Source organism: Devosia riboflavina (assembly GCF_000743575.1).
GTDB lineage: Bacteria > Pseudomonadota > Alphaproteobacteria > Rhizobiales > Devosiaceae > Devosia > Devosia riboflavina.
This window is the reverse complement of sequence record NZ_JQGC01000009.1, coordinates 183,970-202,691: the sequence shown is the minus strand read 5'-3', so window position 1 is coordinate 202,691 and position 18,722 is coordinate 183,970. Positions and strand designations below refer to the sequence as shown.

Genomic DNA, 18,722 nt, shown 5'->3' with positions numbered 1-18,722 from the left:
CGATACAAAACTAAAAGCCTCCGCCAAAAGCGGAGGCTTTTTGCATTTGTAGATCATCAGAACGACGCATCGTTGGCGAAATACATATGAAAAAGGCGGGCCTTGAGCCCGCCTTTTGCTTTTCTACCAGACGATTGGATGCGTCTCGCCATTGGAAACATTGACGAAACCGTCCGGCGCCAGTGGCGAGGGCGCCACCAGCACCCAGCGCCATGGCGAACAGGTCAGCGTGGCAAAGGCCAGGCGCTCGGGGAAACCCGGCCACCAGCGCGGCGAGAAGGTCGGCTCATACATCCATTCGATGGTTTCGCCCTGCCGATAGAGTTCGACCATTTCCTTGTCGAGCTCCGGCGCCGGCCGGCAGGCCATCAACCCGCCAACCTCGTAGCGCACGGTCGCCAGCACTTTTCCGCCGCTGACCAGCGCCCAGCCGCCTTGGATCTCGTTGAGCGTGTTTACGGCCAGCGCCATGGCTTCATCGGACGAGCCGACAACCCAGATATTGTGCTTGTCATGACCCATGGAGCAGGCAAGGGCGGTATCGGGCGTCTTCGGCCCCGTCCCCAGCCAGAACATTTTTGCCGTTTTGCCCTCGCCCGAAAAGCGATCGACAATGGCAAATTTCGTGATGTTACGCTCGCTATCGCGCTGCACCAAACCGTCGACGACGGGTAGTTCGGCTGTGATGAACTCGTCATGCCAATGGAAGGGACGCAGCAGCGCCGCATTGACGCTTTTACGATCTGCTGGCGCGGCAATCGCAAAGTCTTCGGCGGTCAGTTTACGCTGGATGTTTACGCTCGACGTCGCCCATTCCGGCCAATCGATTTTTGGTACCAGGGCGGTATAGGTATTGCCCGAGGAGACCTGCTTACCATCCGCCCAAACTTCGGCAATACCGAGGGTCTTTTCGTCATCGAGCAGAACCAGATCGGCAAAACGGCCGGGCGCAATCGAGCCGACCCACGGGGTCAGCCGCATGTGGCGCGCTGGATTGATGGTAACGAGCTGAACAGCGATCTCCAGCGGCAGGCCCGCTTCCATCGCAAGCCGCACATTGTGGTCGGTCGCACCGAGCTTCATCGTGTCGGACGCGCTGCGATCATCGGTGCAAAGGGCGAAATTAGACCAGTCCTGCTGGCCCTGCGCCAGGAGCCCCGTGATGATGTCCTTGAGCGAATGCGGCCGCAGCTCCATGAAGAGGCCCCGCCGGAGCTTGTCGGCGACTTCTTCCGGCGTCCAGGCTTCATGGTCCGAAGCCATGCCGGCGCCAGCGAAGGCATTGATATCATTGATGTCGCGCATGCCGGCGGCATGACCTTCCACAACGCCGCGTTGGGCAAAGGTCGCCTCGATCATCCCCCAGAGCCGTTCATGCGAGGGGTTTTCTGGGTTCCACACCGCCGGCCAATCCATGACCTCGTCGAGGCCCGCAACCAGCAGATGATCGCGCAGGAATTCGTTTTGCTCGGCAAAGCCAAAATGCCCGCCGCCCCATTCATAGGCCGTCGGCGGCACGGCCGAGCCGGGCAGCGGAAAGATCTTTGCGGGCGATCCGGCGCGCCGTGCCGTCAGCCAGAATTCGAGATTTTTCGGGCCGTTGACGTTGGAAAATTCGTGGCTCGCTTCACAAGTCCAGGTGCAGCCATGCGGCAGCACCAGCGCGGCTTCCCATTCCGGCGTCAGGTGGCTCGATTCGATATGCTTGTGCACCTCGCCAAAGCCCGGAACGGCGCTAAACTGCCGGCGATCGACGCGCTCCGCGACTTCGCCGGGATAGGCGCCGGCCGGACCCACCCAGGCAATGCGTCGACCCGAAATGACGATCTCCTGATCCTCATGCCAATTGCGGCCGTAGGTATCGAGCAGGCGCCCAACGCGCACGGCGCGGTCGGCCGGCTTTTTGCCCAGGGCAACAAGGGCAAGGTGCTTGCGGATCTCCACCTCGTCCTTGGCATTGACAATAAGATCATCGGGAAGGGGAGTGGTCACGAAATATCCAGTCTCAAAATAGATAGGCCGGCGCCGTGGCGCCGACCCCTGGCAGTGTCCCATAGGCCGGTTGGGCCGGGCAAGCCAGATCAGGCCTTCTTGGCAGCCCAATCGCAAAGCTGCGTCCAAAGCCTGTCATAGCCAGCCCAATCAACGAAGGGCGGCGGCGCCCAGTGCGGGCCGCAATCCGAGGCAAAGGCAACGCTGCGGCCTTTACCGAAATTGCCGGCGACGATGAGCGGGTCGTCGCCAACGCTGGCGACCAGTGTCGCACCGGGTTTGGCGGCAATGCGATTATAGCCGAGAAGGATCGGCCAACTGGCGTCGAGACCAGCCACGATCGGGTGCGCGGCATCGATGACGACCGGCTCGATCCCCTGCGGCGCCTCGACACGATCATCGCCCTTTTCGATTGATACCGGCAGCGCTTCCTCGATGGGCGAGCCGGCATATTGCGCCTTGGCATCGATGCCCTGGAAGGTCAGGTAGCCGCCGACCATGACGAGGCCGCCACCATTGGCGACATAGTCTCGGATCGAGGCGAGCCGATTGGGGAGAACCTTTGACTTCGTAAATGTCTCGGGGTGCAGCAGCAGTGTATTGGCGCCGATATCGGAGAGCAGCACGACGTCATAGGCCGCGAGATCTTCGGCGGTGAAGGGAAACTCGCGCGCCGCCACATGCGAAGGCTGGAAGGTGACATCCCAGCCGCCCTTTTCCAGCGCCGCCTTCAGCCAGCGCACCCCTTCGGCATATTCGGTGGTCGTAAAACTATCAAAACCCTTCTGGTGGATCGAATGCACGGTCCAGGATTCACCGGCGATCAGGATGCGCTTCTTCATTTCAGGGCCTTTCGAGAGGGAGGGGCGACGGATTGGCGCGTCACCAATTCGACCGGCAGGCGCGTTTCGGCTGCCGGGGTCTGCCCTTCGAGAAGGGCGAGGAGATGTTTTACCGCCAGCTCGCCCATAGCGGCGACCGGCTGGCGAATGGTGGTCAGCGGCGGATCGACGAGGGCGGCAAAGGCCATGTCGTCGAAGCCGACGAGGCTGATATCATTGGGAATGGATAGCCCGTGTTCCCTGACGACCTGCATGACGCCGATGGCAATATAGTCGGAACAGGCGAGAATGGCGGTCGGTGGATCGACAGCATCGAGCAGTACAGAGGCGGCCGCCACGCCATAATCACGGGTATAGTCGCCCAGCAGCACCCAGCCTGGCCGTACCGGCAATCCGGCCTCGTCCATGGCGCGGGTAAAACCGGCAAGGCGCTCATTGACGCTCATCAGCCTGTGCGGCCCGCCGATCAGCGCAATATCCCTGTGCCCCATGGCAATGAGATGTTTTGCCGCGAGATAGGTGCCTTCCGCGTTGTCGACGAAAACGCGGGGCACGCTGACCCCGTCGATATCCTCATCGAGCAGTACGACATTTTCCCTGCCGGCGAGGAGATTGGCGAGTGAGCCGTCATCCACCCGATTGGTGGTCATGATCAGCCCATCGACATGGCTGTCGGCCATGCGGCGGATCGCATTCATTTCAGCATCGGCATGGCCACCGGTGGAGGTGATATAGACAGAATAGCCATTTGCATGCGCCTGCCGTTCGACGGCCGCCGCCAGCTCGGCAAAGAAGGGGTTGGCAATGTCGGGCGTGACGAGCGCGAAGGCTTCGGATTTGCCGGTGGAAAGGCGCCGGGCCAGGAGATTGGGGCGATAGTCGAGCTTGGCTATCGCCGCGTCGATCCGGTCGCGCGTTGCCTGCGGCAGGTCGATGCGATTGTTGAGATAGCGCGAAACCGCCGTGGGCGAGACCCCGGCTTCGGCAGCGACATCACTCAGCGTGGCCATCTCTGCCCCCTAGATGCCATGGCGCTCCCTCCAGGCCGCGACGATACGCAGGCTCTCGCCCAAAATGCCCGCGATCAGCGCTTCACCCTTGGCCGCTGTGGCCGGGCGTGGATCGCCGAAAACGCCAGAAGGATTAAAATCGCGAAACTGCATGGGCTCGCTGCCGAAGGTCGGCGGAAGGCTTGGATAGGACGGCTCCGCCCGCTCCATATCGACGCCTTCTGGCGCAACCGCGAGCATGATCGCCGTTTCCACTTCGTCCGCGTGATAAAAGCCCGGTCCCGCCGGCTGGCTGTCACAGATTTCGGCGGCAAAGCGCTCGAGCCCGGGATAGTCGAGATGGCACACCGGCAGGCCAGCCTTCGTCAGCGTACGCGCGGCGAGCAACATGGGCTCGCGATTGCCGAAATGGCCGTTGACGATCACGAGACCCTGCACGCCCATGCGCAGGAGTTCGTGCCCGATATCCTCCATCATCGCCTGCAGCGTGCGCGGCGAGATGGAAATCGTGCCGGGATAGGCGCTGGCCGTCCATGCGTCGCCATAGGTGATCGGCGGCAGCAAGAGCGCATCGAGTTCGTCGGCCAGGCGTTTGCCGATGCCGTGCGCCATGTCGGTGTCTGTCGTCAGCGGCAGATGCGCGCCATGCTGTTCGCAAGCGCCAAGGGCGAGTACGGCCAAAGTGCCATCTTCAATGCGCTTGGCAACATCGACCCAGGGCGTGCGAGAAAAATCGGCTGAGCTCATGGCCGCCACCCCAGCACGAGCAAGGGCACGCCCGGAGCTATTCGGCTCAACAATTCCCTTGTGCTGACGGTGTAATCGACGTCCCCGCCGCGCACCGTGCCGAGGCTTGCCCCGACAATATCGGAATAGGCATAGCCATGGGCGAGAAGATCGACCATGGCCGCCTGGATCGGGTGAATGGTGGGGTTGAACGCCACGCTTTCGATGGCGTGGCCGGCAACCATGTTCCCGTCCTGGAGGTGCAGCAGGACCGCGCCGGGACATTTGCTATAGGGCGAATGACTGCGCCGCCCCTTGGCCAAGAGGGTATCGGCGACCGGGGAGCCAGCATCCTCGTCGAATGTCAGCCCCGGCCAGAGTTCGCGGCCCGGCACCGCGCCGCTTTCGCCGAGATAATTCGGATCGAACGGCCAGGGATAAAGCTGCGCTAGGGTCAGCGTGTGCCCCAATGGATCGATCAGTTCGAGTTTTTCGCTCGCCGCATATTCAGCAAGACACTGTCGGCAATGAGCGCAGGGATGTGCCTCACCGATAGCGATCACCGAGATATTGGTGCCCCGGCTCATGGCGCGGGTGAAGACAAAGCCCTCGCCATGGAGGGTAAAACCCAGATGCGTACCCGGAAACTCGACATTACCGCCGAGGATCAGATTGCCGGTTTCTGCCTCGAGCCCGACGGCGCCGACGTGAAAATCGGAAATGCTGGGGCTGGCAATATCCTTGGCGACATCGAGCAGCAAGCACATGAGGTCGCGCACCGAAGCGAGGCCGAATTCGGCGACGAGTTCCGTCGCAATGCCCGCCGCAAGCACGCTGCCATCATTGCCCGCCGGCTTCCGGTCATGCGCGGAAATCGCCGCCTTCACCCGCATGGCAATGGTCTGCCGAGCCTCGGGACCAACCGCGCCAAGGCGTGCCGGAACGGCTGGATCTGCGGCAAACGGATTAACGCTCATAGGCAGCCTGCCGAAGAAATATGCAAAAATCCCGTACGGTGAGCGCTTGTGCAAATCCAGAGCGATAGCATTTGACAACCCCCGCGAAACCGTCGTTAGATTAACATGTAAAGCGCTTTACTAGCGATTGGTCAAATGGCTTCTACACTCCTTCGCAATGCATGGGTTCTCACTGTGGATAGCGGCAATGCCGTCTATCCCGCCGGCTGGGTGGCCTTTGCCGATGGGCGGATTACCGGTGTCGGTCCTATGGAAACCTGCCCCGCCGCCGTCGACTTCGACGAGGTGAAGGAGCTTTCCGGCCATGTGGTCATGCCCGGCCTCGTCAATGCTCATACCCATTCGGCCATGGTGCTGTTCCGTGGTCGTTCCGAGGGGCAAAGCCTCCTCACCATGGAAGGCTGGTACAATTCCATCCGCGAGCCGGAACTGTCGTTGGTTGCCTCCGACATCGGCCCTGCCGTGGCCCTCTCCTGTGCCGAAATGGTTCTTACGGGCACCACCACCTTTTGCGATCAATATTTCTTCGCCGAGGAGATTGCCGCGGCGGTCAAGGAGGCCGGTCTTCGCGCGGTGATCGCCTATGGCATTGTGCAGCTCGGCGACAAGGCGCGCGGCGAGGAAGAACTGGCTCTGGCCACGAACTTCCTCCGCCAGCAGCGTTCCGCCGATGGTCGGGTTATTCCCTGGTTCGGCCCGCACGCGCCCTATGTCGACAACACCGAAGACCTGCTGCTTGCTGAAGTCGCCGTGGCCAACGAGTATGGCGTTGGCTTGCACCTGCACATGGCCTGCGGCTCCGAAGACAATGAGGAAACCGAGCGGCTTTATGGCACGACGGCCGCCGTCGCACTCGAAAAGCTCGGCTTCTTCAATGGCCACATTCATGCCGCGCACTGCCTCGATCTCAGCCCAGAAGACATCGCTGTCTTCGCTCGCGCTCCGCACGCTTCCATTTCCCACAATGCGACGGCCGGCCTGCGCTCCGGCCGCGAAGGCATTTGTCCCGTCGTGGATTTGAAAGCAGCCGGCGTTACCGTCGCCCTCGGCACCGACAATGTCGCCGCCAACAACGGCTATGACATGATCAACGAAATGCGCGTCGCCGGCCTCGTTGCCTCGCATCGCGAGGGCAGGGCGCAGCCCATTTCCAGCGCCGAACTCGTGCGCATGGCGACCATCGAAGGCGCCAGGGCCCTGGGTCTTGAAAACGAGATCGGCTCGCTTGAAATCGGCAAATCCGCCGACATCATCGCCGTGGATATTTCCGGCGCCGGTTATTCCGAAACCCCTGACATCGAGACGCTTCTCGTCTATTCGGGAAGCGGACGGGATGTGCGCCATGTCTATGTCGCCGGCGAACAACTGGTGGCCGACAGGCAGCTCCTGCGTCGGCCCTTCTCCGAAATCCGGGCCGAATACTCAAACACCTACAAGGATTTCTGGGCCCGCGTCGAAGCGGCCCGGAAAGTGGCATAATGGCAAGAAAACTCATTCTCGATACTGATGGCGGCGTCGACGACGCGCAGGCCCTTCTCATGCTGATCGCCAACGGCCGTACGCCGGACGCGATCACCACCGTCTTCGGCAATGTCGGCCTCGATGCGGCAACCCGCAATATTCTTACGGTGCTCGAAGTTGCCGGCAAGGCCTCGGTTCCCGTGCACAAGGGCGCCGATCGCCCGCTGACCCAGCCGGTCATCGACGCAAAATACATCCACGGCGAAGATGGTCTCGGCGGCGCCCCGCGTCCGGCAAAGATCCCCGAAGTTGCCGGCACCAATGGCGTCGGCTATCTGGTGGATACCTTCCGCGCCGCCGCCAAGGCCGGCGAAAAGGTCGATATCCTGATGATCGGGCCGCTGACCAATCTGGCACTTGCCCTGCGTCTGGCGCCCGACATCACCGCCGGCATCGGCCAGCTCACCATCATGGGCGCCACCGTCTATGGCCGTGGCAACACCACCCCGGCGGCTGAGTTCAACATCTATGCCGACCCGGAAGCCGCTGCCATCGTCTTCGGCACCGAGATTGAAATGCTCATTGCTCCCTGGGAGCCCTGCGTCACCCATTTCATGACCGGCGACGAAGTCGAGGCATTACTGAAGGACATCCCGGAAAGCCCGGAAAAGACTTTCTCGGTCGCCCTCGTCGAACATGCCCGCCGCACCACGGTCGGCTATGGCGGCCCGGACCACTTCCGCTTTGTCGATCCCCTGGCCATTGCCGCTGTGATCGAGCCGGAACTCGTGACCAAAACCCTGCGTGCCTCGATGGATGTGGCGCTCTCGCCCGGCATCACCCGCGGCATGACGGTGGTTGATCCAACCGGCCGCCTGGGCACGCCCATGGTGACCATTATCGAGGAAGCCAAGGTCGATCGCCTCGTGGCGCTCTATCGCGCTTCCGTCGCTTACCGCGCCAATACCTGACAAAGCCAAGGGAGCTCCGTCAATGTCCAAGTCCAAACTTACCCGCCGCGCTTTTGCGGGCCTTTTCGCCGCCGGCCTTCTGGCCTCGGTGTCGGCCGGCGCCGTCATGGCGCAGGAATATACTAAGGAAAACCCGCTCAAGGTTGCCCTGGTCGTTCACGGCAATCTCGGCGACAAGAGTTTCTTCGACTCTGCCGCGGCGGGTCTGGACCGGGCCGAGGCGGAGCTTCCCGTCGATGTCACGGTCATCGAAGCCGGCATGGATCGCGGCCGCTGGCAGCCGGCCCTGGCCGATGCCACCGACCAGGGTTATGACGTCGTCATCGGCGGCACCTGGGAAATGACCGGCTTCATGGCCGAATTGTCCCCGGAATATCCAGATACCAAATTCATCATTTTCGATGATGCCCCCGATTTCACCGGCGGCGCCAATTCCAATATCCTCGCCATCAATTATCGCGTTTCGACCGCTGGCTATCTGGCCGGCTATGCTGCCGCGAAAATCTCCAAGACCGGCAAGATCGGCGAAATCCTCGGCGTCGAAGGCGCGACTATTCTCGAATTCGCCCTCGGCTTCGAACAGGGTGCCAAGGCTGCCAATCCGGATGTGGAAGTGACCCGCGCCGTCGCCGGTTCCTTTACCGATCCGGCCAAGGGCAAGGAACTGGCGCTTGCCCAGTTCGCCCAGGGCGTCGATATCGTCTTCCCGATTGCCGGCGGCACCGGCATCGGCGCGCTGCAGGCCGCGCGTGACGAAGGCAAGCTGGCTGTCGGCGTCGATAGCGACCAGGCTGCAATCTTCGCCCCGACCGATCCGGCCCAGGCCGATGTGATCTTCACCTCGGTCGAAAAGAAGGTCGGCGACTCGCTCTTCACCGCCCTGCAGCAGACCATCGAAGGCACTGCCCCCTATGGCACCAACCTGATCCTCGGCCTTGCCGATGGTGCCGTGGGCATTTCCAAGAACAGCTTTTATGAAAAGCTCGTTCCCGCCGAAGTGCGCGCCGAAGTCGATGCTCAGGAAGCCAAGATCATCGCCGGCGAAATCACCGTCGAAAGCGCCATGAACTAAGCCTTCAGACCCCGCCTTTTCTAAAAGGGCGGGGTCTTTGTTTTTACGGGGACCCGCGATGGCGCCGCTGCTCGAAGCCATTTCCATCGGCAAGACCTATCCCGGCGGCACTGTCGCCAATGACGGCGTCAATCTCTCCGTTTCCGCGGGCGAGGTGCATGCCGTCGTCGGCGAAAACGGCGCCGGCAAATCCACGCTGATGAAAATCCTGTTCGGCATCGAACAGCCCGATCGCGGCGAAATCCGCCTCGACGGCAAAGTCGTCAGCTTTGCAAATCCGCGCGAAGCCATCGACCACGGTATCGGCATGGTCTTTCAGCATTTCTCGTTGGTCCCGTCCTTCTCGGTCTATGAAAACGTCGTGCTCGGCTCCGAGCCGCGCAACGGCATCAAGTTCGACCGCCGCGAGGCGATCGAAAAAGTGCGCGCGCTCTCCGAAAAGTTCCGCCTTGCGGTCGATCCCCTGCCGCCGGTTGGCCAACTCCCTGTCGGCCAGCAGCAGCGGGTGGAAATCCTCAAGGCGCTTTATCGAGACGCGCGCATTCTTATTCTCGACGAACCCACGGCCGTGCTCGCGCCGCAAGAGGTCGAAGAGCTTTTTGTCGCCGTCCGCGCGCTGGTCGCCCAGGGCCGCACCGTCATCTTCATCGCCCACAAGCTCCCCGAAGTCCTCGAAATTTCCGACCGCATCACCGTCATGCGCGGCGGCAAGACCGTTGGCTCGGTCAATGCCAGGGATGTCACCGAAGAGAGCCTCGCCACCATGATGGTTGGCCGCGAAATCGCCCTGCGCGTCGAGCGCGCCAAGGGCCGCGGCGAGCTCGCCTGCGAGGTCAAGGCGCTGAAACTGACCGCCGAAAGTGGCGTCACCATTGCGCAGGACCTCAACCTCAAGGTCCACTCCGGCGAAATTCTCGGCCTCGTTGGCGTCGAGGGCAATGGCCAGGCCGAATTGCTCGAAGCCATTGCCGGCCTCCGCCCCCTCGCCGATGGCGTCATCTATCTCAATGGCACCAGCCTCGGGCCCAAAAGCGTGCTTGAGCGCCGCGAACTCGGCCTTGCCAGCATCCCCGAAGACCGCATTGCCCGTGGCCTCGCCACTGGCTCAACCATTGCCGAAAACCTCGTCGCCACCCGCCTTGCCGACAAGCGCTTCGTGCGCAATGGCCTGCTCGACCTGAAAGCCATCAAGGCTAACGCCCTCTCGCTGATCGAGCGTTTTTCCATTCGCTCCGGCGGACCCGGCTACGCTGCCGGCACGCTTTCGGGCGGCAATATGCAGAAGGTCGTGGTTGCCCGCGAACTCTCGGAGCAACCCAAACTGCTCCTCGTCAATCAGCCGACCCGCGGCGTCGATCTCGGCGCCACCCAGTTCATCTGGAAGTCCCTTACCGATGCCCGCGATGGTGGCGCCGCGGTGCTGCTGAGCTCTGCCGACCTCTCCGAACTCCTGGCGCTCTCCGATCGCCTCATCGTCTTCTATCGCGGCAAGATCGTTGCCGCCTTCGTCAATTCCGATGATCTCACCGCCGAAACGCTGGGCACCTATATGCTCGGCCTTTCGAGCCAGGACCCCGAAAGCATGCGGGCAGCCCTCCAATGAGCACCACTTCTCCCTCCCGCTGGAAAACCATTCGCAACGAAACTGGCCGCGCCCTGACCGCGCTGGTCATTGCCTTGGCCGTCGCCCTCGTCGTCATCCTTCTTACATCGGCCGATCCCGGCGCGGCCTTCCAGACCCTGCTTACGGCACCGCTTTCGTCCAACCGCACCATGGGCCTTTGGATCGACGACGTTGCCAAATTGACCCTTACCGGCCTTGCTTTCAGCCTTGTCTTTCAGGCCCGGCAATTCTCCATGGGCGTGCAGGGCCAGGTCTATATGGGCGGGCTCTTCGCCGCACTCATCGCCATGTCGCCCATCGGCGCGACACCCCTGGCCATTCCCGTGGCCATGCTCGCCGCCATGTGCGCCGGCGCCGTCTACGGCTTTATTCCGGGCTACGCAAAAGCCCGCTTTGGCGCGAGCGAGATCGTCTCCTCGCTCATGCTCAACTACATCGCCATTCTTGTGGTGAACTACCTCATCCGCGCCCATCTCGCGCCCGCCGGCACCGGCCAGTTGATGACGGCAAAATTCCCCGATACGGCGATCTTCCCGGCCATCCTGCCAGGCACGCGTTTCGACCTCGGCATCATCATTGCCCTCGTCGCTACCTTTGCCGTCTGGTTCCTGCTCTATCGCACCAGTTGGGGCCTCAAACTGCGCCTCGTCGGGCATAATCCAAAATTCGCCGAATATGCCGGCATCCGCTCAAGCTTCATCATGGTTTCGGCCATGACCGTCGCCGGCGCCTTTGGCGGTCTCTTGGGCTCGGTCTTCGTGCAGGGCCGCGCCTTCGGCAATCTGGCGCAGAATTTCGACGGCAACCTCGCTTTCGAAGGCATTCTCATCGCCATCGTCGCCCGCTCCCGGCCACTCGCCGTGCCCGTCGTTGCCTTGGCCTATGGCTATCTCCGCCAGGGCGCCCAGCTCATGGGCATACGCACTGACGTGCCCACCGAAATGATCTCGGTGGTTCAGGCCATCATTATCCTGCTCGTCGCCTCGTCCTTCTCCCTGCCGGGCAAGAAGCTCTTTGCCGGACTTTTCGGCAGGAAGCCGACAAGCGCCGCAGCGCCGGAGGCCGCCCAATGATCGAACTCCTCGTCACGGTCTTTTCGGCCACGTTCTTCGTCACCGTCGTCCGCACCACAACGCCGCTGCTCTTTGCAGCGCTTGGCGGCCTCATTTCCGACCTTTCGGGCGCACTCAACGTCGCGCTCGAAGGCATGATGCTGATCGCAGCGCTGACCGCCGTCATCGTCTCGGTCTATGCCCCCTGGTATGTCGCCGTGCTTTCGGGCGTCGCGGCGGGCGCCATGCTCGGCGCGCTGATGGCCTTCTTCCATCTCCGCCTCAAGGCCGACATCATCCTCGTCGGCTTCGCCGTCAACATCCTCGCGACCGGTGGCACGGTGTTCGCCCTCTCGCGCGCCACCGGAGGCGACAAGGGCACCTCCATCAATCTACCTTCCAAAGCCGTGCCGGCGGTGGACCTCTCTTTCCTCGAAGCCATCCCGGCCGTGGGGCCGACGCTCAAAAGCCTGCTCTCCGGCCATTCGATCCTCTCCTGGCTCGGCGTCTTCATGGTCTTTGCGGTCTGGTATTTCCTGTTCCGCACCCCCTATGGCCTCTGGCTCCGCGGCGTCGGCGAATATCCTGCCGCGCCCGAAGCGGCCGGCATTCCCGTCGCAAAGGTCCGTGCCTGGAGTCTTGTGGCATCAGGTGCTCTGGCCGGCATCGGCGGCGCACAACTCGCCATGTTCAACTATATCGGCTTTACCCGTGATATGACCGCCGGCCGCGGCTTCATCGCCCTTGGCGCCGTGCTGCTCGGCGCCCGCCATCCGGTTGGCGCCATGCTTGCGGCATTGCTCTTCGGCATTTTTGAGGCCCTGGCCGTGGTCATGCCCAACCTCTTCAACTGGATACCCGGCGAGATGATCCAGACCATCCCCTTCGTGGTGACGGTCCTCGCCCTCATCCTCTTTTCCTACCGTGCGCAGCGTGCCCGGCAGATGCGGACCCTTTCCAAGATATGACGCAACCTGACGATTTGATCCTTGATGCTGCCCAAGAGGTAACAGTCCGTCAGCATTTACTGCTCGTTTCGCTAGGCAAAAAGCCCGCCGATCTCGCTATCGAGGTCGGCCGCCTCCTCGCTGTCCACGCCAATGAGTGGATGGAAAATCAAGAGGTCATCGTCTCCGGCCGCCGCATCGCCTATGTCGGCCCCGTCGGCTCCTATCGCGGCACCATCGCCAAACGCGTTTCCTATCCCGATCTCTCCGCCGTCCCTGGTTTCGGCGAAGTGCACAAACATATCGAATCCACCCACCTGACGCCCGACTTCGAAGCCGAATTGGTCCTGCCGCGAGGCAACACCTGGACCTGCGAAGCCAGCCACGAATTCGCCAACGTCAATGGCCCGAAAAACATCGAATTCTGGGAAAAGGCCCGCCGCGCCGGTTCGCCCCTAAAGGTTTTCATCCAGCCAGGCTCCGCCGTGCCGCCCACGCCCTGGGAACAGTCCGGCGGCTACTTTGGCTACGACGAACAAAAGCAATTCCTCTCCGAACGTCTCTCGGTGACCAGCCTCGACGAAGTCATGGACTGGCCCTCCGTCTGGGATCCGACCAATCCGGGCTATAGCCGAATGTGGGGCATGATCCGCGCCACTTTTGAAATGCGCGGTGTCGTCGAAGGCCACGGCAATGGCCTCACCGACCTCCACGACATTTCCGCCTTCGCTGCCGCCGGCCTTTCCTCCGATCACGAAGTCTGGGCGCTGGAAGAGACCTGGGACCGTCTGCTGCGCGGCCTTTTCACCGAACTGCGTCCCTTCTCCTATGATGCCATAATTCCCGGCCTCCTCGAAAAGGGCCTGAAAGACTGGTCGAACATCGCCTTCACGACGGACGATCGGAGTGCCAGCGATACGCTTAGGGATGGCGCTACCGACCACAATGTGCGCCACGCGATCCACTACGGCCTCTCGCCCGAGATCGCCATCCAGTGCGCGACGATCAATCCCGCGCGCCACATGCGCATCGACCAATGGGTCGGCTCGATCACCCCGGGTCGCTATGCCGACATAGTTCTCCTGCGCGATCTCAAGACCATCGACATCGCCCACGTCTATTCCGATGGCCAACTCGTCTCAGATGGCAAGACCTATACCGGTCCCAAGACCCGCATCGACTGGCCCGCTTGGGCCAGCGGCTCCGTCAATATCGGCCGCATCCTGACCGCGTCAGACTTTGCCATCAAAGCCGAACCCGGCCGCACTACGATGCAGGCCGCCATCTCCCGCCCGTTCGCTTGGAACGAAGATTTCGCCATCGAAACGCTCCCCGTCGAAAACGGCAAAGTGCAGCGCGACCCCGCAAAACTCATCACCAAATGGTCGATGATCGATCGCTATCACGGCGATGGCGCGGTGGCTTCCATGTTCTGGAGCGGCGTAGGCCCCTCAGACCCAGACACCGCCCTCTGCTGCTCGGTCGCCCATGACAGCCACAATATCTGGTGCATCGGCTCGTCCGACGCAGCCATGGCCAAGGCCGTCAATCGTCTTGCCGAAATCGACGGCGGCTGGGTCCTCGTCCACAAAGGCGAAGTCGTCGCCGAAGTCCGCCTCGAAATCGCCGGCCTGATGACCGCGCGCCCCGCCGAAGTCTTCGACGCCGACATGAAGAAATTCCTCGCCCGCGCCGAGCAAGTCGACTGGGTCTATGCCCCCGCCGCCATGAACCGCTGGAAGCCCGGCTTCCCCGAATTTTTGATTTTTGCGACGCTCACCTGCTCCCCTTGGCGCTGGGTGCTCGTCGCCCCATCCGAGCTTTGCCCGGAGGGTTTTGTGAATGTACAAACGGGCGAAGCGCACAAGATCGTCTGGTGAATATGAACATTTCCGGCGCTGGCATCATCGGCACCTTCTTCCACGCGCCGACGCGCGAAAAACTGGAGGTGCTCGAAAACGTCCTCATCCGCGTCGATGAGCACGGTGTGATCACCGACATTCACCCGGCCGGCGATTCCATGCGCACGCTGGTCGAAGCCGAACTCGGCGATCGCCTCCATCGCCTCCCCGACGGCCACTACGGCCTTCCCGGCCTAGTCGATCTCCACATCCACGCGCCCCAATACCCTCAGCTTGGCCTCGCCCTCGATGAGCCGCTGGAAGTCTGGCTGCAAAAATACACGTTCCCGCTCGAAGCCCGCTACGCCGACCTCGACTTTGCCCGCGAGCGCTACACTGCCCTCGTCGACGATCTGCTGGGCACCGGCACCACCACGGCCCTCTACTTCGCCACACAGCACGAAGCGGCGACCAAACTCCTCGCCGATATCTGCATCGAAAAGGGCCAGCGCGCCCTCGTCGGCAAAGTCGTCATGGATGATCCCGCCGCCTGCCCGGAATATTACCGCGACGACAGCGCCGAAACCGCGGTGGCAGAAACCCGCGCCGTCATCGACCACATCCGCTCCCATCCTGAAAACGGGGCAGGGCGCGTCCTGCCAGTGATAACCCCTCGCTTCATCCCCTCCTGCACTGACGAAGCCCTCACCGGCCTCGGCGCTCTGGCGCAGGAATGCGGCTGCCACGTTCAGACCCATTGCTCGGAAAGCGACTGGGCCCACGGCCACGTCCTCTCCCGTTTCGGCATCACCGACGCCGCCGCGCTGGACTCCTTCGGCCTCCTGACGCGAAAAAGCGTCCTCGCTCATTCCAATTTTCTTACCGACGAGGACATGGACCGCCTCGCCTCCCGCGGCGCTGCGGTGGGCCATTGTGCCCTCTCGAACATCTACTTCGCCAATTCCGTCTTCCCGCTGCGCCATGCGCTCGAAAAAGGTGTCCATGTCGGCCTCGGCACCGACATATCCGGCGGCCCCTCCGCCTCCATGTTCGAAGCCGTCCGCACCACGGTCCAGTCCTCCCGCATGCTCGCCGAAGGCACCGACCCCGCCTTGCTGGCAGAAAAGCGCGGCCGCCCCAATTCGGCGATTGACCTCATCACCGCCTTCCATCTCGCCACGGCTGGCGGTGGTGTCGCGCTCGATCTGCCCATCGGCATAATCGCGCCCGGCTATCGTTTCGACGCCCTCGCCGTGGACACGAATGCGCGAGCTGGCGCCATTCGCCTCTTCGGCGAAACCGATCCAACCGCCATTTTTGAAAAGCTGATCTACGGCACAACGCGCGCCAATATCGCCGCCGTCTGGGTGGACGGTATCGAACGCACCCCTTGAAGATGTCAGCCGCTCGGGTCCATTATGGATAGGGGGCGAGTTGATGGAAAGGCGATGCGACGATGGAGTTCAAGGTCGTAGCGGCCAGTTATGACGCTGCCGCCCAATTGCTCTCCTATACGGCAACCGGGCTGCGCAATGGCCTCAAATTCACCGTGTCATCCCGCGTCAAATGCCTCAAGGATCCGGGCTCGAAAGAGCGCCTGCACATGGTCGTGCTGATTGCGCTCACCGACCATTTCAAGCGCCCAAGCCCATCCGGCCTCAGGTGGTAGCGTCATTGCCCGGACGTGCCGGGCAATGACTTTGATTCAGTCTTAGAACTCGGACCAGTCCTGAGCGATAGCCGCGTTGCCCTGACTGCGATAGACCGGCGCGGGTCTTTTCGGTGCAGCCCGACGTTCCGGCGCAGCACTGCGCGAACCGCTATCGGCCAGCCGGAAGACATCGACGACGCGATCGAGTTCGGTCGCCTGCGCCTCGGTCTGCTCGATCGAGGCATTGATCTCTTCCACGAGCGCGGCGTTATGCTGGGTCATCTCGTCCATCTGCCGCACGGCGGTGGTCACTTCCTCGATGGCCGAGGCCTGTTCGCGACTGCCGCGGGCAATGCCGCCGAGCAGTTCGTTGTTTTCGCGCACCGCCTCCAGCATGGTCAGCAACCGATTGGCCGCATTGGCGACGAGCCGCGAACCCACGGAAACCTCGCCACTGCTCTGCTCGATTAGCTGTTTCACGTCGGACGAAGCCTGCGCCGCCGATTGCGCGAGGCGCCGCACTTCGACGGCCACCACGGCAAAACCCTTGCCCGCCTCGCCAGCCCGCGCCGCTTCGACCGAGGCGTTGAGGGCCAAGAGGTTGGTCTGGAAGGCAATGTCGTCGATCATGCCGATGATGTTGGAAATCTTGGCCGAAGACTGGGTGATCCGCTCCATGGCGCCATTGGCCTCTTCCATCAGGCTGCCGCCCTCTTCGGCCGAGCGCGAAACTTCGTCGGCCTTGTGCGAAGCAACCTCCGCCTGCCCGGCATTGTCGATCACCGTGCGCGCCAACTGCTCCATGGCCGCCGAGGTCTCCTCGATCGTCGCCGCCTGCTTGGTGGTGCGATCGCTGAGATCATTGGCCCCGGAGAGAATTTCCGCCGTTGCCGTGCGGAGTGCGCGCGATGTGCCACGCAACTGCCCAACGACGTCAGAGAGGCGATCGGCCACGGCATTGGTGTCTGACTTCAGCTTGGCAAAGGCGCCGCGATAATCGCCATGAATGCGCTGGGTAAGATCGGTATCGGCAAGCGCTGCCAGCACTTGGCCGGTCTCGTCGAGACCACCCTCTACAGTGCCGACAAGCTTGTTGATGCCCGCCGCCAGCGAATTGAGTTCCTCGTCGGGGAATTCCGTCTCCACCCGGCGCGAGAAATCGCCGTCGATGGCGGCATCCACCACATTGCCGAAGGCCGATTGCAGTTCGGTCATCATCTGCGCCCGCGCATCGCGATCCCGAATGATCCGGGCCGCTTCCGCCTCAGTCATCTGCGCAACCTTGATGCCATTGTCGCGGAATACCTCTACCGATCGCGACAGCGTGCCGATTTCGTCCTGCCGCGTCATGAAGGGCACGGTCAGGTCGTAATTGCCATCGGCCATGGTTTCGACAGTCGTACCAAGCTGCTTCAGCGGCCGGCCCACGAGCCACAGCATCAGCACGAAGACGATGCCGACAGCCGCCGCAACGCAGATCGCCGAAAGCGCGATGATGGTCCAGCGCGCCTCCGAAACGGCGGCGCCAAGTGTCGCCTGCGGCACCATGGAAACGACGCTCCAGCGGTCCTGTGTGCCGCCCGCCTCAAAGCTGATGGCCATGTAGCGCCAGGGCGCGCCGTCCGGGCCTGCAGCGTCCGCTTCGACATAGCTGTCGCTCTTGCTTGCAGCCGTCGCAACCTGCGCCAGTTCAGCGTCCGCCGCCAGCGTCGTGCCGACCAGGCTCGCATCGGGATGGGCAATGACGATGCCGGTCGCCGAAATCAGCGCCACATTGCCGGTTTCGAACGGCCGCAGCGCCGCCAGTTCGTCATTAATGGCGCCCAGCGACAGGTCGATACCGGCCGTGCCGACATAGGCGCCGCCAACCTTGATCGGCAGGCCGAACGAGGTGATCAGCACTTCCTTGCCGCTGACCACATAGGGATAGGGTTCGATGGCCACGGCCCGGTCGAGGTTCTTGGGCAACAGCGCATAGTCGCCAACACCGGGCGTGTCATAGTCGAGCAGCATTTCCTGCACGATAGGCCCGCCGCCGCGCTGCCAATAGGGCACGTAGCGTCCGGTAGCGTCCCATGGCGCCACGCCGGCAAATTCGGCGTCCTTGCCATCAAGCGCATTGGGCGCCCATGCCGCCCAGGTCGCGAGCAATTGCGGATTTTCGGCCAGAACAGTCTCAAGCACCTTGTCATAGCTGGCGCGGTCGATGACCCCTGCCGTCCGCATCGCCGCCGTGGCGCTGCCGATATCGGCGGCCGCTTGCTTGGCAAGCGCGAGATCGCGGGAGACTTTTTCGGCGAGCGACCGCGTCGTTTCGGCCTGCAGTTCCGTTGTCTGCTGCTCCACCGAGCTACCGATACGCTGCACCAGGAAAGTCATCCCGACGCAAAAGACCAAGGCAATGACAAGACCCGCGAACAGGGAAACCCTGACCGGTAGAGAATTAAGACGCACTTCTTCCTCCCAGACGCCAGCCGAGATCCTTCTGGGCGCCAGCGTTGGAGCCGATTATGTGCGGGTTTCGGTCTATTTCCCGTTAACTTTAACAAGCCGCGA

The 18,722-nt window shown here is 62.4% G+C and carries 15 protein-coding genes; 9 read left to right on the top strand and 6 right to left on the bottom strand.

Going from position 1 to position 18,722, the window contains the following annotated elements; translation table 11 throughout:
* Positions 1-123: 123 nt before the first annotated feature.
* The 5 genes from JP75_RS11790 to JP75_RS11770 all read right to left on the bottom strand — a co-directional run bounded on the left by JP75_RS11790 (position 124) and on the right by JP75_RS11770 (position 5,547).
* A complete protein-coding gene (locus tag JP75_RS11790; RefSeq protein WP_051960630.1) occupies positions 124-1,992 on the bottom strand; it encodes an adenine deaminase in 1,869 nt (622 codons plus the stop codon).
* An 89-nt stretch (positions 1,993-2,081) separates the two neighbouring features.
* Positions 2,082-2,834, bottom strand: coding sequence for a glutamine amidotransferase (locus JP75_RS11785; RefSeq protein ID WP_035083003.1), 753 nt, complete (start codon positions 2,832-2,834; stop codon positions 2,082-2,084).
* Entirely contained in the window at positions 2,831-3,844 is a 1,014-nt protein-coding gene (locus JP75_RS11780; RefSeq protein WP_035083001.1) for a LacI family DNA-binding transcriptional regulator, read from the bottom strand. Before JP75_RS11780 ends, JP75_RS11785 begins: the two co-directional genes overlap by 4 nt.
* A gap of 9 nt (positions 3,845-3,853) precedes the next feature.
* Positions 3,854-4,591, bottom strand: a complete 738-nt coding sequence (locus JP75_RS11775) for a creatininase family protein (RefSeq protein ID WP_035083000.1) — start codon at positions 4,589-4,591, stop codon at positions 3,854-3,856.
* Complete coding sequence (locus JP75_RS11770) at positions 4,588-5,547, bottom strand: hypothetical protein (protein ID WP_051960629.1); 960 nt, start codon at positions 5,545-5,547, stop codon at positions 4,588-4,590. Before JP75_RS11770 ends, JP75_RS11775 begins: the two co-directional genes overlap by 4 nt.
* Positions 5,548-5,682: 135 nt before the next feature.
* Between JP75_RS11770 and JP75_RS11765 the strand changes: the two genes are divergently transcribed.
* From JP75_RS11765 to JP75_RS11725, 9 genes are all read left to right on the top strand, one after another.
* The gene (locus JP75_RS11765) at positions 5,683-7,026 is read left to right on the top strand and encodes an amidohydrolase family protein (RefSeq protein WP_035082999.1); all 1,344 of its coding nucleotides are present in this window, start codon (positions 5,683-5,685) and stop codon (positions 7,024-7,026) included.
* Positions 7,026-7,979 carry a nucleoside hydrolase gene (locus tag JP75_RS11760; protein ID WP_035082997.1) on the top strand — a complete coding sequence of 318 codons (954 nt, stop codon included), beginning with the start codon at positions 7,026-7,028 and terminating at the stop codon, positions 7,977-7,979. The genes JP75_RS11765 and JP75_RS11760 overlap by 1 nt, the downstream gene beginning before the upstream one ends.
* A 22-nt stretch (positions 7,980-8,001) precedes the next feature.
* A complete protein-coding gene (locus tag JP75_RS11755) occupies positions 8,002-9,051 on the top strand; it encodes a BMP family lipoprotein (protein WP_084587634.1) in 1,050 nt (349 codons plus the stop codon).
* Between the two features lie 58 nt (positions 9,052-9,109).
* Positions 9,110-10,654 (top strand): ABC transporter ATP-binding protein, encoded by a 1,545-nt coding sequence (locus tag JP75_RS11750; protein WP_035082994.1) that lies wholly within the window; start codon positions 9,110-9,112, stop codon positions 10,652-10,654.
* Entirely contained in the window at positions 10,651-11,748 is a 1,098-nt protein-coding gene (locus JP75_RS11745; RefSeq protein ID WP_051960628.1) for an ABC transporter permease, read from the top strand. The genes JP75_RS11750 and JP75_RS11745 overlap by 4 nt, the downstream gene beginning before the upstream one ends.
* The gene (locus JP75_RS11740; protein ID WP_035082991.1) at positions 11,745-12,695 is read left to right on the top strand and encodes an ABC transporter permease; all 951 of its coding nucleotides are present in this window, start codon (positions 11,745-11,747) and stop codon (positions 12,693-12,695) included. The genes JP75_RS11745 and JP75_RS11740 overlap by 4 nt, the downstream gene beginning before the upstream one ends.
* Positions 12,692-14,554 (top strand): adenine deaminase, encoded by a 1,863-nt coding sequence (locus tag JP75_RS11735; protein WP_035082989.1) that lies wholly within the window; start codon positions 12,692-12,694, stop codon positions 14,552-14,554. The genes JP75_RS11740 and JP75_RS11735 overlap by 4 nt, the downstream gene beginning before the upstream one ends.
* A 2-nt stretch (positions 14,555-14,556) precedes the next feature.
* Positions 14,557-15,909, top strand: coding sequence for a guanine deaminase (gene guaD / locus JP75_RS11730; protein ID WP_035082986.1), 1,353 nt, complete (start codon positions 14,557-14,559; stop codon positions 15,907-15,909).
* 62 nt (positions 15,910-15,971) lie between these two features.
* Positions 15,972-16,184, top strand: a complete 213-nt coding sequence (locus JP75_RS11725; protein WP_035082982.1) for a hypothetical protein — start codon at positions 15,972-15,974, stop codon at positions 16,182-16,184.
* 42 nt (positions 16,185-16,226) lie between these two features.
* Here the strand turns inward: JP75_RS11725 and JP75_RS25295 are convergent, their stop codons facing one another.
* A complete protein-coding gene (locus tag JP75_RS25295; RefSeq protein WP_152565819.1) occupies positions 16,227-18,620 on the bottom strand; it encodes a methyl-accepting chemotaxis protein in 2,394 nt (797 codons plus the stop codon).
* Positions 18,621-18,722 lie beyond the last annotated feature (102 nt).

Coding starts and splice junctions, on each gene's coding strand:
- JP75_RS11785 (WP_035083003.1), bottom strand. CDS start 2,834: ATGAAGAAGCGCATCCTGATCGCCGGTGAATCCTGGACCGTGCATTCG.
- JP75_RS11775 (WP_035083000.1), bottom strand. CDS start 4,591: ATGAGCTCAGCCGATTTTTCTCGCACGCCCTGGGTCGATGTTGCCAAG.
- JP75_RS11760 (WP_035082997.1), top strand. CDS start 7,026: ATGGCAAGAAAACTCATTCTCGATACTGATGGCGGCGTCGACGACGCG.
- JP75_RS11770 (WP_051960629.1), bottom strand. CDS start 5,547: ATGAGCGTTAATCCGTTTGCCGCAGATCCAGCCGTTCCGGCACGCCTT.
- JP75_RS11725 (WP_035082982.1), top strand. CDS start 15,972: ATGGAGTTCAAGGTCGTAGCGGCCAGTTATGACGCTGCCGCCCAATTG.
- JP75_RS11745 (WP_051960628.1), top strand. CDS start 10,651: ATGAGCACCACTTCTCCCTCCCGCTGGAAAACCATTCGCAACGAAACT.
- JP75_RS11740 (WP_035082991.1), top strand. CDS start 11,745: ATGATCGAACTCCTCGTCACGGTCTTTTCGGCCACGTTCTTCGTCACC.
- JP75_RS11750 (WP_035082994.1), top strand. CDS start 9,110: ATGGCGCCGCTGCTCGAAGCCATTTCCATCGGCAAGACCTATCCCGGC.
- guaD (WP_035082986.1), top strand. CDS start 14,557: ATGAACATTTCCGGCGCTGGCATCATCGGCACCTTCTTCCACGCGCCG.
- JP75_RS11765 (WP_035082999.1), top strand. CDS start 5,683: ATGGCTTCTACACTCCTTCGCAATGCATGGGTTCTCACTGTGGATAGC.
- JP75_RS11780 (WP_035083001.1), bottom strand. CDS start 3,844: ATGGCCACGCTGAGTGATGTCGCTGCCGAAGCCGGGGTCTCGCCCACG.
- JP75_RS11735 (WP_035082989.1), top strand. CDS start 12,692: ATGACGCAACCTGACGATTTGATCCTTGATGCTGCCCAAGAGGTAACA.
- JP75_RS11755 (WP_084587634.1), top strand. CDS start 8,002: ATGTCCAAGTCCAAACTTACCCGCCGCGCTTTTGCGGGCCTTTTCGCC.